At 52.3% G+C, this 15,270-nt stretch carries 8 protein-coding genes; 3 read left to right on the plus strand and 5 right to left on the minus strand.

The genetic code is table 11. The features are described from left to right. Positions 1 to 47: 47 nt before the first annotated feature. Together MXE41_RS03965 and MXE41_RS03970 are read right to left on the minus strand one after the other, a co-directional pair. On the minus strand, positions 48 to 1,424 hold the full coding sequence (locus tag MXE41_RS03965) for a 3-phosphoshikimate 1-carboxyvinyltransferase (protein ID WP_348647412.1): 1,377 nt from the start codon (positions 1,422 to 1,424) through the stop codon (positions 48 to 50). A gap of 480 nt (positions 1,425 to 1,904) precedes the next feature. After that, positions 1,905 to 3,041 carry an aminotransferase class I/II-fold pyridoxal phosphate-dependent enzyme gene (locus tag MXE41_RS03970; RefSeq protein WP_247099450.1) on the minus strand — a complete coding sequence of 379 codons (1,137 nt, stop codon included), beginning with the start codon at positions 3,039 to 3,041 and terminating at the stop codon, positions 1,905 to 1,907. Between the two features lie 131 nt (positions 3,042 to 3,172). Between MXE41_RS03970 and MXE41_RS03975 the strand changes: the two genes are divergently transcribed. Next, entirely contained in the window at positions 3,173 to 3,313 is a 141-nt protein-coding gene (locus MXE41_RS03975; RefSeq protein WP_247099451.1) for a hypothetical protein, read from the plus strand. Positions 3,314 to 4,093: 780 nt separating this feature from the next. Next, complete coding sequence (locus tag MXE41_RS03980; protein ID WP_247099452.1) at positions 4,094 to 4,933, plus strand: flagellin; 840 nt, start codon at positions 4,094 to 4,096, stop codon at positions 4,931 to 4,933. Between the two features lie 914 nt (positions 4,934 to 5,847). Here MXE41_RS03980 and nifS read toward each other — a convergent pair. Together nifS and nifU are read right to left on the minus strand one after the other, a co-directional pair. After that, complete coding sequence (gene nifS, locus MXE41_RS03985; protein WP_246979001.1) at positions 5,848 to 7,095, minus strand: cysteine desulfurase NifS; 1,248 nt, start codon at positions 7,093 to 7,095, stop codon at positions 5,848 to 5,850. A 539-nt stretch (positions 7,096 to 7,634) separates the two neighbouring features. Next, positions 7,635 to 8,567 (minus strand): Fe-S cluster assembly protein NifU, encoded by a 933-nt coding sequence (nifU, locus tag MXE41_RS03990; RefSeq protein ID WP_247099453.1) that lies wholly within the window; start codon positions 8,565 to 8,567, stop codon positions 7,635 to 7,637. Between the two features lie 937 nt (positions 8,568 to 9,504). On the opposite strand from nifU, the gene MXE41_RS03995 reads away from it, so the two are divergent. Further along, positions 9,505 to 10,926 (plus strand): MATE family efflux transporter, encoded by a 1,422-nt coding sequence (locus MXE41_RS03995; protein WP_247099454.1) that lies wholly within the window; start codon positions 9,505 to 9,507, stop codon positions 10,924 to 10,926. A 253-nt stretch (positions 10,927 to 11,179) separates the two neighbouring features. Here MXE41_RS03995 and MXE41_RS04000 read toward each other — a convergent pair whose 3' ends face one another. Then, positions 11,180 to 14,350, minus strand: coding sequence for a heavy metal translocating P-type ATPase (locus MXE41_RS04000; RefSeq protein ID WP_247099455.1), 3,171 nt, complete (start codon positions 14,348 to 14,350; stop codon positions 11,180 to 11,182). Positions 14,351 to 15,270: the final 920 nt, after the last annotated feature.

Below are 15,270 nucleotides of genomic sequence, written 5' to 3' on the forward strand. Positions count from 1 at the left end.
CTGCAGGTTTCAGGCGTCATACTTCAGGCTCCAGCCTGACTGTGATGCTACTTTCTGACACTTACCTGAGCAAAGCGGGTGAAATAATCAGGGAAGGTCTTACGGCAGCAGCCCGGGTCGTTGATGACTATCTTTCTGTCAAGGGCAGCAAGCGACATGCACATGGCCATACGGTGGTCATTGTAGGTATCAAAGGCAGGAACATCACCGCTCTCGCGCAGGCTTGCACACTGCGGGTCTGAGCCGTCAACCATAATGTAGTCCTGTCCCTCCTCTACCTTGCAGCCCAGCTTGCGCATTTCTGCTGCCATGGCGGCAATACGGTCTGTTTCCTTAACACGCCAGCTTTCAATATTGCGAATCACTACAGGACTGTCGGTAAACAGAGCCATTGGCACCAGAGTCATGGCCGCATCAGGCATGTCATTCATGTCAATGTCGATACCATGGAGCACAAGGGCCTTACTTACCCTGAGGAAGTCCTCACCCACTTCAATGTTTGCGCCCATGCGCTCAAGCACTTCAATAAATCTGGCATCGCCCTGAATGGAGTCGCGGCCTACCCCCTTTACAGTGACCTCACCGCTGATGGCTGCAGCAGCAAGGAAGTAAGTAGCGCCACTGGCATCTCCCTCTACCAGATAAGAAGCTGGATTGATGAGTTTCTGAGGAGCAATGTCAAAGGACTCAAAGCAGTTATTGGCAACCTCAATACCAAAGCGCTTTAAAAGCTCAATGGTCAGATGAACATAAGGACGGGAAATCAGTTCACCCTTTACATTCAGGTGCACGGGACGGTCAAGCAGGGCACTTACCATAAGCAGGGCAGATATGAACTGAGAGGAAGTGTTGCCAGCTACCTCAAGCTCACATACAGAGCTGCATGAACCAGCCCCGGAGCCTGCGGCGCAGCCATGGCTGCCACCCTCTCCGTCTGCAGCATGCTGCACAGCTTTAACACCGGTAATGAGCAATGGCGGATAGCCCTCGTTGCCCAGATATTCGATTTTTGCTCCCAGTGCGCGCAGCGCATCTACCAGAATGCCAATAGGACGCTCATACATGCGCGGCTCACCTGTCAGTCTGTAGGTGCCATCAGACAGGGCCAGCGCTGCGGCCAGCGGTCTCATGGCGGTACCGGCATTACCAAGGAAAAGCTCAACAACGCCAGCATCGGCATTGTTAAACACGCCGCCCATACCTTCTACAGTAACCACGGTGTCATCATTGCTGTCCAGGGTTACTTTCACCCCCAGAGTCTGCAGAGCAGAAAGCATGACCTCAGAGTCATCTGAACGCAGGATATTGGTAAGACGGGTGGTTCCTGTACCCAGAGCGCTTAACAGCAGAGCACGGTTGGTCAGGCTCTTGGAGCCAATCAGATTTACTGAACCAGCGACATGGTCAATCTTTTCTAAGGTCAAAGTATCCTGCATGAGAGTATGCCCTGCTGGCGCATGCTAAGGTCTCGACACCAGGTGTGCTGCCCTTAGCTGCGCAGATAAAAAACACGTGCCCCGAAACAAAGGGACACAGCCTGAGGAGGCAAGAGATCTGCCCTGTGCCTGCGGCACAAACAAAAATGCGGCCTAAAGCCGCGTAATTCGCCTCACAATGTGGGATTAAGCCTATTAGCTTTAACAGTCATAGTCAATTAATGCACCGCCTGCGACCACCATGCCCACTGCCACAGAAAGGCTGAGCATGCGTTGCATGGCTGCAGTGCCATGACAGCCCCATGAATGCAGCACAGGCGTGCCCCTGCTTCCCTGCTGTCATAATCTGACCGCATCACCGCCATGCCCTGCAGAAGTCCCGGCCACACCTTTTATGCCTGGTTGGGATAAGTCATGGCATAGCCATGCCTGAAACAGCGATGCGTAGCAGAACATGGCAGATCAGGGTTAACTCATGGAGCTGTCACTGGAACCCTCCAGTTTGCTGTCCTTGAGAATGAGCTGCTCTATACGGCGCAGACAGAAGTCGTTTTCATCAGGGTGCCCCATGGTGATATTAATCAGCGAAGGCAGTCCCAGATACTCAAGATGTCGGGTAAAGATACCCTGGCGCATCAGCGCGTTATACCAGCTGTGGGCTCTGGAGCCAAAGTCTATGGTGACTGTATTGGTCTTATTATCAACCATGGCAAGACCGTAGAAAGAGCAGAACTCACGATAGCGGTTGCGCTCGGTATTGGTACGGTCCAGCACAAAGCGGGTAAATACGTTGTCTGTAAGAGCAGCGCAGGCACAGTCCAGTGCCAGCTGACTTACATTGTAGGGATCGCGCAGCACATTGATGATGCCGCAGATCTCATCACAGGAAAGCATGTAGCCTATTCTCAGGCCTGCAAGTCCATAAATGTGGGAAAAAGAGCGCAGCAGCACCAGGTTGGGATAATTGATGATAAGGTCATACAAATCCTTATAACCGCCTCCCAGGTAGTCAATCAGCTCCTCGTCTATGACTACCAGCACATCCTCAGGAACATCCTGCAGCATCTTTTCCAGACTTGAGTAATGAACGAAAGCTCCCAGAGGATTAGACGGATTGGCCATGATAATCATGCGGGTACGATCATCGATGGCTTCAACAATCTCCTCAAGAACAGGCTCCCAGTCATCATTAATGCCGGTACTCCTGATGCCTGCACCACTGATACGGACAGCACGCTCGATCATAATTGAGTTGACACGAGGCACAATAACATTGACCGAAGGGTTGAGAAAGGCACGGGCCAGCAGAGAAATCAGCTCATGATTGTCTGCTCCTGCTGTGATGTTGTTGACATCATAGTTAAAGGTACTGCTCAGCAACCTCTTGAAGTGCCAGGCTCCGGCATCTGGGTAATAAGGCAATTTGTCCGCATAGCGCTCGAGAACCTTCTGAACCTTGCGACTAATGCCATAAGGATTTTCACCTGAGTTCAGGCGCACAAAGTTCTTTGCCCCTATTTCCTCATGCACAAGCTCAACTGGCTTGCCCATACGATAAGGCAGCATGGAGGCTATGGCACCATTGGCAAGTGAGCTGAAATCCATGACAAAACTCCTGCAGTTTACTCATCCCATTGCCACAGCAAGGCCCAGAGTAAAGCAATCAAACAAAGACAGAGGCCTCAGCCCCGACAAGGTCATACCGGGCAGATCTTAGCATAGAGCTCAGCAATACCATGATTACGTTCAAGGCCATGATGCCGGTCCAGGCAATGAAGGCTGGCAACGCCATGATGACGGCCCGGACAATGATGGATGACAACGCCATGATGACAGGCAATGCCATTATGACTATGACGGGCAAGGCTAATAGATGAGGGCGTAATAGTGTGATGAGGTTGATGATTACCAGGGATGGGAGGAGTGCTGTAAAAGATTTTGGAAAGCACAGACGCAAAAAATTCCGGCATGCATTGCTGCAGTCGGTTTGCAAAGAAATGACGAGATTTTGATGGGAACTACTGGACTAGTCATAGCTCTGCTGCTGTGACTAAAGTGCTGTTTTTGAACGCTAACCAATATTATTAACAGCATCGACCAGTGCTAACCAGTCCCTTAAATGTGATGTATTCAAGCATCTGAAAAGGTGACTAAGGCGGCGCACTATGGCACTGATTGTCTGATCAGATACCGCCCTAGCGTCTCACATGCTTATGGGCCTATTATAACGATAGATAAAACAAAGTTAAGCCTTAATTTTGATCTTTTTCACGTATCTGACCTCTGTCCAGGAAAATGGTAGCGTATACAACCTGATAAATAAGGCAAATTTGAAAGATGTTATTGGTAACATAAGATATTGTGATCTTGATCAAAAATTTGTCCATTGATTGCAGTTAGCACATTTTCTGTGCAACGACAGCGATATTTTCCGCTTTCCTAGATGGAAAAATAGTAACTAGGCTCTCCAGGCTGACTCTTTTATTTAAGCGCTTTTCCAACTACAGCTCCATCAGCATCCCGTCCCAATAATTTCCCCTGCCATGTATCTGTCCTTAAGGCCCAGCCACGGCCCGAGCATGTGCCAATCATTGATATATTCTTACACTTACTTACATCTATTTCAGTAGTCAAAATGCGTATTTTAGACATTTAATATGTCACCAGGCCACCTGAGAATTAACAGTGCCAAGGACGATGCCGCAGGCCTGCAGATCAGCTCCCGCCTCACAACTCAGATTAATGGCCTCAACCAGGGCAACCGCAATGCCTCCGACGGTATTGCCCTTGCTCAGACTGTTGAAGGTGCCATGGACGAAGTCACCGGTATGCTTCAGAAGATCCGTACCCTGGCTGTTCAGTCCGCTAACGGTACCAACACTGCTGACGACCGCGCCGCCCTTAACAAGGAAGCCAACGCCCTGGCTCAGGAAATTAACCGTATTGCAGGCCAGACCAAGTTTGGTGGCAAGACTGTCCTTGACGGTGCAGGCAATGGCGACGACATCTACGGTGCTCCTGCTGCTGGTGGTGCTGGTGGCGGTAAAGCTAATGCAGGTACATTAACTCTGCAGGTTGGCGCCAATAAGGGCGACACTATCGGCTTTGATGTAAACTCAATGCGCTTCTCAGCTATTGCTGAACTTGCTGGTGTAAAAAACATTCTTGGCGATTTCTACGACAAAGACAAGCAGAATGTAAAGATCAGCACAGCAGAAAATGCCACAAAGCTGCTCACTAATATTGATAAGCTCATCGGCGCTGTAGATGCTCAGCGTGCAGGTCTAGGCGCTATCCAAAACAGGTTAGAGAGCTCCATTAGAAACCAGGCAAACGTTTCCGCCAACCAGGCTGACGCCCGCAGCAGAATTCGTGACGCAGACTTTGCCGAAGAGTCTGCCAACCTGTCACAGCAGTCCATTATTCAGCAGGCTGCTACCTCCATGCTCATGCAGGCTAACACCCGTCCACAGCTGGGTCTTTCCCTGTTAGGCTAAGGTCAAATACCAGAAATTACTGACAGTCGGTCTAAATAAGCCGATTGCGATTCAAAGCCCGCTGGCACAATGCCTGCGGGCTTTTTCGTATCTGGATACCTGTAAAACATGAGCAGATTTTCTTTAAGAGCTGTTCAACCGCAGATCATGCCGATCGAGCTGCAAGTGACATTATTGCTCGTAGATGTTCAATATTATACTTTACATAACAATATGTATATATTGAAAATATTACAGTTTATTCTTTACATATCGTTATGTATTGCATATCAGATTAATTATGGACTCAATGCGTTATGGAGCGCAGCTGTTCTGGATTGAACTCTAAGGTTCGTTCTGGATCGCAGCTGTTCTGGATTGAACTCTAAGGTTCGTTCTGGATCGCAGCTGTTCTGGATTGAACTCTAAGGTTCGTTCTGGATCGCAGCTGTTCTGGATTGAGCTCTAAGGTTCGTTCTGGATCACAGCTGTTCTGGATTGAGCTCTAAGGTTCGTTCTGGATCACAGCTGCTCTGGATTGAGCTCTAAGGTTCGTTCTGGATTACAGCTGTTCTGGATTGAGCTCTAAGGTTCGTTCTGGATTACAGCTGTTCTGGATTGAACTCTAAGGTTCGTTCTGGATTACAGCTGTTCTGTATTGAGCTCTAAGGTTCGTTCTGGATCGCAGCTGCGGATAATTGAGAACTCTATGGAGTTCTGGATTGCAGCTGGGCGCATTGTTGCTGAGGTTGCAGAGGTGGCTGGCCGGGACGGCCAGGGGCGGGATTTGGAGTTTTGCTGTGGGGCGGGTACGACAAAGCCCGGCATGGCCGGGCTTTGTGAGGGCCGGAGAATCCGGCACGGGAGGTGCTGCCGCTGGCAAAGCCAGGGCGCTGCGGCCAGCGCTGCTGGCGCTGGGCGCTGGAGCGGAGCGATTAGGCGCGGCGCTCGTTTGACTCAGGATCGAAGACGTGGTCGACGTTCTTGAGCTGTGGCTTGTTCTGGTTCCAGTATGGGGACAGCTCACGCAGACGGCCGATAATACCTGGCAGAACCTCGATGGTACGATCGATCTCAGCCTCAGTGGTGAAGCGGGATAAGGAGAAGCGGATAGTACCGTGAGCACAGGAGAATGGAATGCCCAGAGCCTGCATTACGTGAGATGGCTCAAGGCTCTCGGAGGAGCATGCAGAGCCTGAGGAGGCGGCAATACCGTACTCATTTAACATGAGCAGAATAGCCTCACCCTCAATGAACTTGAAGCCTACGTTCAGGGTGTTTGGAGTACGCTCAGTCTGATCGCCCATTACCAGAACCTCAGGAATGGTCTTTACGATGGCATCCTGCAGCTTGTCACGCAGCTTGCGTACGCGGGTGTCCAGCTCGTTTAAGTGAGCCTTGGCCAGCTCACAGGCAACACCCAGACCTACGATGTATGGTACGTTCTCTGTACCGGCGCGACGGCCTCTTTCCTGGTGACCACCGTGGAGGTATGGCAGGAAGCGGGTACCACGACGAACGTATAAGGCACCAACGCCCTTAGGAGCGTGCAGCTTGTGACCGGAGAAGGAGAGCATGCGTACCTGAGTGTTCTTAACATCTACAGGAATCTTGCCCACAGCCTGAACAGCGTCAGAGTGGAATACTACACCACGCTCGGCAGCAATCTCGGAAAGCTTTGGAATGTCGTAGACATTACCGGTCTCATTGTTAGCCCACATAATGGAGGCCAGAGCGGTCTTGTCAGAAAGCAGCTTTGCCAGATCCTCAGGATTTAAGTCACCCTTGGAATTTGCCTCAAGATACTTGACGGTAACACCACGGGCTGCAAGGAACTCACAGGTGTCGATAATAGCCGGGTGCTCCAGACGGGTGGTAACAATCTCATCCTTGTTCTTCTGGGTCCATAAGGAGGTCCATAAGGCGGCGTTATCAGACTCGGAGGCACAGGAGGTGAAGATAATCTCATCAGGGTGCTCAGCGCCGATTAAGTCAGCTACCTGCTCACGGGCACGGCTGATGGCCTTCTCAACAGGAACACCAAAGCCATGCTGAGAGGAAGGATTACCGTAGAAGGTAGTCAGGTAAGGCATCATGGCCTCAACTACCTTTGGATCGATCATTGTGGTGGCGTTGTTGTCCAGGTAAATGCCGGTACCTGCACCCATGTTATTTGTATCCATCTTTTTTCCTGCAATTGCCTCATGCCCCCTGATTTGGGGAGCGGCGGGCAGCTGTAAGTTTTATCCGGCCGGATTTTCATCACAGCAAGGCGATTTTCTGCAATGTCTTATCACTGATATCGCTTTGCCTGGTGCCAGTATCATCTGTATTAGTGCTGGCGCAGAGAAACAAAAGGTGAGCGGTGGGCAGACAGACTGTCCTGTGGGCTGGTCATCTGTCCATGGCATGATGAGGCGGCAGGTCTGACCTGTGTCAGTGGCTGCATAATCCCCGCACCCTTCCGGGCCGGTACTTTCAGTACCATGATTGAAACTGTTTTGACCTTTGACAGTCGGGGAGAGCCAGGATTTACCTGGAGCGCTGGGCCTGTGGTGCATGGCACCGGCCTGCTGTTCTCAGCTGGTAGTGCATGGCACTGGTCAGCTGCTATCTTCCCCGGCCGGCAGCTGACTGCGTGGTCAGTCTGCCGGCTGTGGTCCATCAGTGAGGGCTTTGCTAATTGCGGCCCTGCTGCCTGATGTCCTTGCGATCTGCGCTGTTAGACGGAGATCTTGAGCTTGGAGAAGTCAGCGCCAAAGGCGGCTTCAAGCTTGGTCTTTAAGAAGTTTAAGGTCATGTCGTGCATCATGCCGGTAGCGATGTTGCCGGTGAAGCGGAACTTGATCTCATCGCCGTTAATGCCCAGCAGGCTGATGCGGGAGCCGTCGGTCAGACCGGAGTTGAGCTCCTTGACTACGCCGTCAACTTTCTGGAAGTGTGGAGAATCCAGGGTAGCACCATCAAATGAAGTGGTGTTGCCGGTGCTGCAGCCACAGCTCTTGTTCTCGGTAGTGGTGGCAATCTTGATGCCCTGAACAGGAGTCTGAGCAAAGCCTGGACGTGGGGTACCGCAGCGCTCGAGGTCAACCCAGACCTCATCGATGATTTCTTCGATGCGCATGTGACAGCTCTGGCAGCCGCCGCCAGCCTTGGTGTAGTTGGTAACTTCCTCAACGGTGGTGAGGTGGTTTTCCCATACTACCTTCTTAATCTTGTTGGCTCCGACGCCAAAGCAGTGACAGATAATCTCGCCGTCTTCGTCGTGAATGTGCTCATAGGTCTTGCCGTGGTAGTTGGCAATGGCAGCGTCTAAAGCTTCACGGCCCATTACGGAGCAGTGCATCTTCTCAGCTGGCAGACCGCCCAGATAGTCAGCAATCATCTGGTTGGTAATCTTTTCAGCCTCGGCCAGGCTCTTGCCAATCAGCATCTCGGTTAAAGCAGATGAGGATGCGATGGCGCTGCCGCAACCATAGGTCTGGAAAGCTGCATCTTCGATAATGTCGGTGGTTGGATTGATCTTTAACATTAATCTCAGAGCATCACCGCAAATAATCGAGCCCACGTCACCAACAGCATTGGCGTCTTCAATAACACGTGCGTTGCGTGGATTCAGGAAATGATCTTTAACTTTTTCAGAGTAATCCCACATAGCTAAAAGCCTCAATTAAATTCGGTGAAACAGACAGATTCATTCCGTCTGGTGCCGGACATAACAGATCCGGGCATAAGCGGGACATCCTGTCTCCGTCATACCTCTGTCAGGCACTGGGTCAACTGGGCTGACCTGAAATCAGCGCGTTGATTTTAGATCCTGAAAGCCCTCATTACAAACCATATTCCTGACCTTCAGGATATCCATGGATTAATGCCTTCATTCACTTGGTTCTGTTGTTAACTCCTGCATAAACAGGCCTGAATTAACGGCTTACAATTTTACAGGAAATAACACAGGTGATAATGCAAAGATTTAGCAAATGCTAACCTGTCCCCAACAACTGATCAAAAGTACCATTCAGGGTGGAGAGCTCACCTGGCATCAACAGGCATATAAATCACAGCCACAGGCAGTTGCCGCTATTATTGCACAGTATTACAAAAGTAGATTAATAAAATGCTAAAAGCACCGGTATGACCCGTCTGATTTAGGGAAAATTTTCACTTCCGCCATAAGTTTTTACCATTTGCCTGCTGTATCGTGCCCTGCCCCTGCCATTGCCTGACTTAGCACCACAGGCAGCAGTCATGACCAAGGCTATGGCCATCTTGAGCATAGGCACATAACTGTTGCTGCGCATGCACAGCTGACGCACCGGCAGTGCGCCATGACTGCCACGAACAGCTATGAGCAATGGGATGGCTGGCCGGGCCGTCAGTTTCCGTGCAGCCGGCTGGCTGCACGGCGCGGCAAGTGGCAGCTGCGGTGGTCAGTGCCTGGCCATTGCGGTGGCCAGTGCCAGACCATTGCGGTGGTCAGTTCATGACCATTGCGCTGACCATTGCAGGTGCTGAGACCGGGCGGCCCGGGCTGCAAGGGGGTATAATGACGCCAGCTTTTAACTTCCCGGTCAACAGAGCAAGGGGTATGCATGACTAATCAGGCAAAAGCAAGAGAAAGCCTCAGCGACATGGTCAACCGTGACATGACGCTTTCTGAGCAGATTGGACTGACAGTAAGACTGAGTATGCCGTCAATCATGGCTCAGCTGTCCTCAATTGCCATGCAGTATATCGATGCTGCCATGGTGGGCAGTCTTGGAGCTCAGGCATCAGCCTCCATAGGTCTTATGATGGCCCCAATCTGGCTGTTTACCGGTATCTGCATTACCTCAGTGTCAGGCTTTTCCGTACAGGTAGCTCATCTGCTGGGCGGACGTGACGAGGTCAAGGCACGTATCGTAGTGCGTCAGAGCTATGTGGTCCTGATGATCTTTGCTCTGGCCGTTTCGGGAGTTGCCTGCGCCCTTGCCTCATCCCTGCCGGTATTTCTCGGAGGTTCTCCGGAGATTGTGGGCCACTCAGCTGCCTACTTCACTATCTACATGGCAGCCCTCCCTCTGTTCCAGCTTAACTTCCTGTCAGCTGCCATGCTGCGCTGCTCAGGTAATATGCTGCTGCCAGGCATGCTCAATATCATGATGTGCGTGCTGGATGTTATCTTCAATTTCATCTTTATCTTTGAGACCAGGATAATCGATCTGCCTTTATTTGGTCCGGTTGAGGTCTATAGCGCCGGTATGGGCGTTGAGGGTGCTGCTGCCGGAACAGCGGCAGCCGCCGGTATTACCGGTATTATCATGACCTTCTTCCTTACCATGCGTTCACCGTCCCTGGCCCTGCATATTGATAAGGGCTCATTCCGCCCTACTCTTGAAGTGGTAAGACGAGCACTGCGTATCTCCCTTCCTATTACCGCTCAGCAGTTCATGATCAGCTCAGCCCAGATTGTGTCCACCATGATTGTGGCTCCCCTGGGTACTGTGGCCATTGCCGCTCACTCTTTTGCCATAACTATTGAGGCTATCTGCTATATGCCGGGCTTTGGTATTGGTGATGCCGCCACCACTCTGGTAGGTCAGTCCATTGGCGCCCGCCGTTTTGACCTTACCCGTCGCTTTGCCCGTATTACTCTGAGCTTTGGCACTCTGGTCATGGCTGTCATGGGCATGCTTATGTATATCTTTGCCCCTGAGGTCATGGCTGTAATGACTCCTGATGAGCATGTACGTCAGCTGGCCGTTGACGTGCTGCGCATTCAGGCTTTTGCCGAGCCTCTCTTTGCCGTAGCCATCGTGGGCTATGGCATCTGCGTAGGTGCTGGTGACACCTTTATCCCAAGCCTGCTCAACTTCGGCTCCATGTGGCTTATCCGCCTTGGCATGGCCTGGTATCTGTCCTTAAGCTACGGCCTTACCGGCGTCTGGATTGCCATGGCCGTTGAGCTTTCTATCAGAGGCATGCTCTTCCTTGCACGCCTGCGCTGGGGCAACTGGATTAAAACCATGAACTGACCGGCCCCAGCGCCGTCGCAGCGCCAGCGCCATGGCCAGCCTCGGCCGTTAGCCGTACTTTGCCTGGCCTCAACATGCGCCATGGCTCCTGCCATGCAACGGCCATGGGCGCGGCCCTGTCACGGCACTGGTCTTGACCACTGCGGTCCACGCATCAAATAGCAAAGCCCCACACAGAGGCTGATAACAGCTTTTGTGTGGGGCTTTTGACTTTTCTTCTGATCAGAGTGTTGACTCGTCAGTCAGGCTGCGGCTACATGGTAATGCCCTTGCACTCAAAGCCCTCTTCGGTGATGGCACTTGATATCTGCTCGTCGCTTAGCTCAGGTGCTGCCTTAATGCGGGCACACTTGTTTTCAAGAGATACCTCAATGACCTCACAGCCAGGCAGAGCGCTCAGAGCCCGGGTCACACTGCGTACGCAGTGCTGACAGCTCATACCCTCAATCTGTACTGTTTTTTCCATAAACTCACTAACCTCACTTTGCTGTGCAAAAGCCTGAGCCTGCAGACTGTCCTTACAGCCACACTCGCCCCTGCTCTCCCCGCAGCAGCTGCCACTTTCAGATTCAGGCTCTGAGCTGGCGGCGCTGGTACCGGTACTGGAGCTTGTACTGGTGCTGGTGCAGGACTGGTCATCAGCGCTGCAGGCGCAGCCATGGCCTGGGCTGCAGCATGATGATTCACTGGCTGTGGAGCTGGCCGGGGCGGCAGCTGCCTGGGAGCCGGTTGCGGCGTCAGCTGCCGGCAGTGGTCCGCCGGTTACGGCCACACGTGCAGGTAAGGACAGGTCAAGGCGGGCGGCGGTATTCTTTTGTTTGGCAAGGTCACCGCCATGCTGGGAACCACAGACAGCATAGTTTTCGCACTCTTTGCAGGCCATGGCCTTGCAGTGTTTGGTAGAAACACCAGCAAGGGCATTGAGAGGCATGCTACGCAGTCTCAGGGCATTGCCTACCACGCACACTGAGCTCATGCTCATGAGCAGCGCGGCCACCATAGGGTTGAGCTGCATGTCAAACTGAACAAAGAGACCGGCGGCCAGTGGAATACAGAAGATATTGTAGACAAAGGCCCAGAAGAAGTTTTCCTTGATATTGCCAAGGGTAAGCTTGGACAGAGCAATGGCACGGGCAATGGTGGTCAGATCGTCACGCATAACAATGATGTCCGCACAGGATGCGGCAATATCGGTGCCTCCGGCCAGGGAAATACCGACATCACTGGCAGCAAGAGACGGAGCGTCATTAATACCGTCGCCCACCATGGCTACGACATTTTCCTTTCCCTTGAGCTTGTTTACCAGGTATGCCTTGTCAGCCGGCATACAGGCTGCTTTCCAGGTATCAATACCGGTTCTGCGGGCAACAGCCTCCACAGTGGAGAAACGATCACCTGAGACCATAAGCGGCCGCACGCCCTGGATATGGAGCATTTTGACCATTTTCTGGGCTGATTGACGGACACGGTCACCAAGGTAAAAAGCAGCCAGCTCCTGACTGGCATCAAACAGATGCACCAGCAGATACTGATCAAGGCGCTTTTGCTCAGAGCTCTTTTCACTGGCCGCAACATAAGCCTCCTCAAGACGCTCCCGGCTTTCAGCAATATCAGCCCGGCTGCTGTGCATGCCCTTCATAAATTCGGTACTGCCCATGTAGTAAACATGCCCCCGTACCTTCATCTCTACACCACGTCCCTCATGGACCTTGAAGTACTCAATGTCCCCATCACCAAAGCCGGTAAGACGGGCCATTTCAGCGGCGCTGACCGCGCCAGCTCCGGCAGCGCCCGCACTGGCTGCGCCTGCGCCGGCTCCGGCTGTTGCAGCTGCGCCGACTGTGGCGACTGCGCCAGGCGTGCCCATTGCTAAATGGTCATCCGTTGCAGCCGGTGCTGATTCCCTGACCAGCTCGTCGCGGCACCAGGTGGCAAGGGCACGGGCAATTGGGTGCTCAGAGCGCTGCTCCATGGCAAGTACCAGCTGCAGAGCCTGAGTTCGGGTCAGAGGGCTGCTCTCGTGCATGTCTGCCCTGGCAACCGACATTTTGCCTGCGGTGATGGTGCCGGTCTTGTCAAAGACCATGATATTGACGCGGCTTAACTGCTCAATGGCCTCAGGGCTCTTAAAGAGAATTCCCATGGAGGCTGAGCGGCCGGTAGCCACCATAATGGCAGTTGGGGCTGCAAGGCCAAGGGCGCAAGGACAGGACACCACCAGTACGGATACGGCAAAGGTCAGTGCCGTGCCTGGAGGTGCTCCCTCCATAATCCAGATGATGGCTGTTACCAGAGAAATGAGCATTACAGCCGGCACAAAGAAAAAGGAAATGCGATCGGCTATACGGGAGATAGGAGCTTTCTGGCTGTTGGCTTCATCAACCAGGGCAATAATTTTCGACAAGGTGGTATCGGCACCAGTCTTAAGTACCCGGCAGACCACATAGCCATCGCGCATGAAGGTAGCTGAGGTGACAGGAGAACCCACCTTGCGGGTTACCGGACGGGCTTCACCTGTCAGGGCGCTTTCATCAAAAACACCCGATCCTTCAATAACCACGCAGTCGACACCGACGCGATCGCCATTGCGCAGGATAATCTCATCGCCAGGCACAATGTCATCAAGAGGCACGGTGGTCTCTTCAAAACCGCCCTTGCCATCAGCAACACGTTTGACCGCCGTATCCGGTGCCAGCTCATAAAGAGCGGCAATAGCGCTGACGGCCTTATGCCTTGCTTTGGCCTCAAAATACTTGCCCACTGATACCAGAGTAAGAATGGTTGCCACAGACTCAAAATACAGTGAGTAATGATCATGCAGGTGGGCAGCATCAAAGCCCGGCGGGATTAGATAAAGGCTGTAGCACGAAAAGAGGAAGGAGGCACCGGCACCAACGGAGACCAGAGAGTCCATGTTGGGCGCAAATCCCAGCATGGCCTTAAAACCTGAGGTAAAGTAATGATAATTGAGCACCATTACAGCAAGACTTATGGCCAGCTTAACCCAGGCACTGACAAGAGCATCACTGATAATGCTGATACCCGTCATAGGACCCATGGAAACAATCATCAGCACTACGGTAAGCACTGCCGAAGCAATCAGGGAAAACTGTCTTCTGGCAACATTACGTGCCTCAGTCTCACCGGCAGCCGACAAAGAGGTCCCATCACCAGCGCGCCCTGCCCTGCCATGGGCACCGGAGCTCAAAGCCTGAGCTTCATAGCCTGCTTCCTTAACAGCATGGCAGATAAGCTCATCTGAGCAGCTGCCACCCTCAAAGCTTACAGCCATGGTGTTCTGCAGCAGCTGGACGGATACGGACTGAACTCCGGGCACGGCGGCTACAGCCTTTTCAATACGTGCCTGACAGGCCGCACATGACATACCTTTGATGGCAAAACTCTGCCTGTGCATTTCACTCATGATTTCTCCTCACTGCGGCATGGCTCCGCAAGGGTCAAACACCATTACACATCAAAAAATTCACCTGCTGTATGCTGAAGCCAACAGCTGCATGCTAAAGCCAACAGCTGCATGCTAAAGCCAACAGCTGCATGCTGCGGTTGCAGGCCCAGCAGGCAGCATCCGCCGCCCGGCTCTGCAGATGGCAGAGCGCAGCCTGCCGGGCAGCCAGTCAGCTCTTTGCGCTGTGATCCTGAGTTAAGGCACCAGGACGGCCTGAGGCAAGGTGACTTTCAGTAAACTGCTTAATCTGAGATTGCTCAGCCCAATGCGTTAACCGGCTGTGTGATGACGTCTATGCCGGTTAAGCAGATGACGTGAAACTGCAGTGTATAACCAAAATCACAACCCGATAAGCGCCATCAGACCGAAAATATGACCCAGTCCAAAATTTTGGACCGATAAAAAAACCCGTTTCCCAGCCAAATCAGCCTCAAATCACCACGAAATCAGCCCAAAATAGCCGCAAATCACCAAAAAACCGTCCCAGGGGACGATCTGACGCCTCCACGGCACAACACGACCGTACATCAAATGAAACTTTGCCACCTGCCCGGAACATTGCACGAGCCTGACAGGCCCATGGCTGACCCTGCCATAGACATGATTTCGTTTTTACAGGGCCCATAAAACAGAAAAGCCAAGAGCTCTAGGGGCCCTTGGCTATGCACGTTAGGATCTGTCGCAAAAGATTATAGCACCAACTAACTCAAATTAGCATATGCTAACTAAATTCCCTGTTATGGTGCAAAATATCGATAAACCAGCTCAGCTGTTAATTGCCCCTCATAGCGGCGCCCGCCCCACACCATTACGAGCAAAGGCTATAAATATGCCCTTTAACCGCTCAACTCTGCCCTGCCCTGCCCTGTTATACCTTG

The sequence above is a fragment of the Anaerobiospirillum sp. NML120449 genome (assembly GCF_023051105.1).
Lineage (GTDB): Bacteria > Pseudomonadota > Gammaproteobacteria > Enterobacterales > Succinivibrionaceae > Anaerobiospirillum.

Excerpts from the sequence above, each read along its gene's own strand:
- MXE41_RS03970 (WP_247099450.1), bottom strand. The coding sequence starts at position 3,041 with ATGGATTTCAGCTCACTTGCCAATGGTGCCATAGCCTCCATGCTGCCT.
- MXE41_RS03975 (WP_247099451.1), top strand. The coding sequence starts at position 3,173 with ATGATTACGTTCAAGGCCATGATGCCGGTCCAGGCAATGAAGGCTGGC.
- MXE41_RS03980 (WP_247099452.1), top strand. The coding sequence starts at position 4,094 with ATGTCACCAGGCCACCTGAGAATTAACAGTGCCAAGGACGATGCCGCA.
- nifS (WP_246979001.1), bottom strand. The coding sequence starts at position 7,095 with ATGGATACAAATAACATGGGTGCAGGTACCGGCATTTACCTGGACAAC.
- nifU (WP_247099453.1), bottom strand. The coding sequence starts at position 8,567 with ATGTGGGATTACTCTGAAAAAGTTAAAGATCATTTCCTGAATCCACGC.
- MXE41_RS03995 (WP_247099454.1), top strand. The coding sequence starts at position 9,505 with ATGACTAATCAGGCAAAAGCAAGAGAAAGCCTCAGCGACATGGTCAAC.
- MXE41_RS04000 (WP_247099455.1), bottom strand. The coding sequence starts at position 14,350 with ATGAGTGAAATGCACAGGCAGAGTTTTGCCATCAAAGGTATGTCATGT.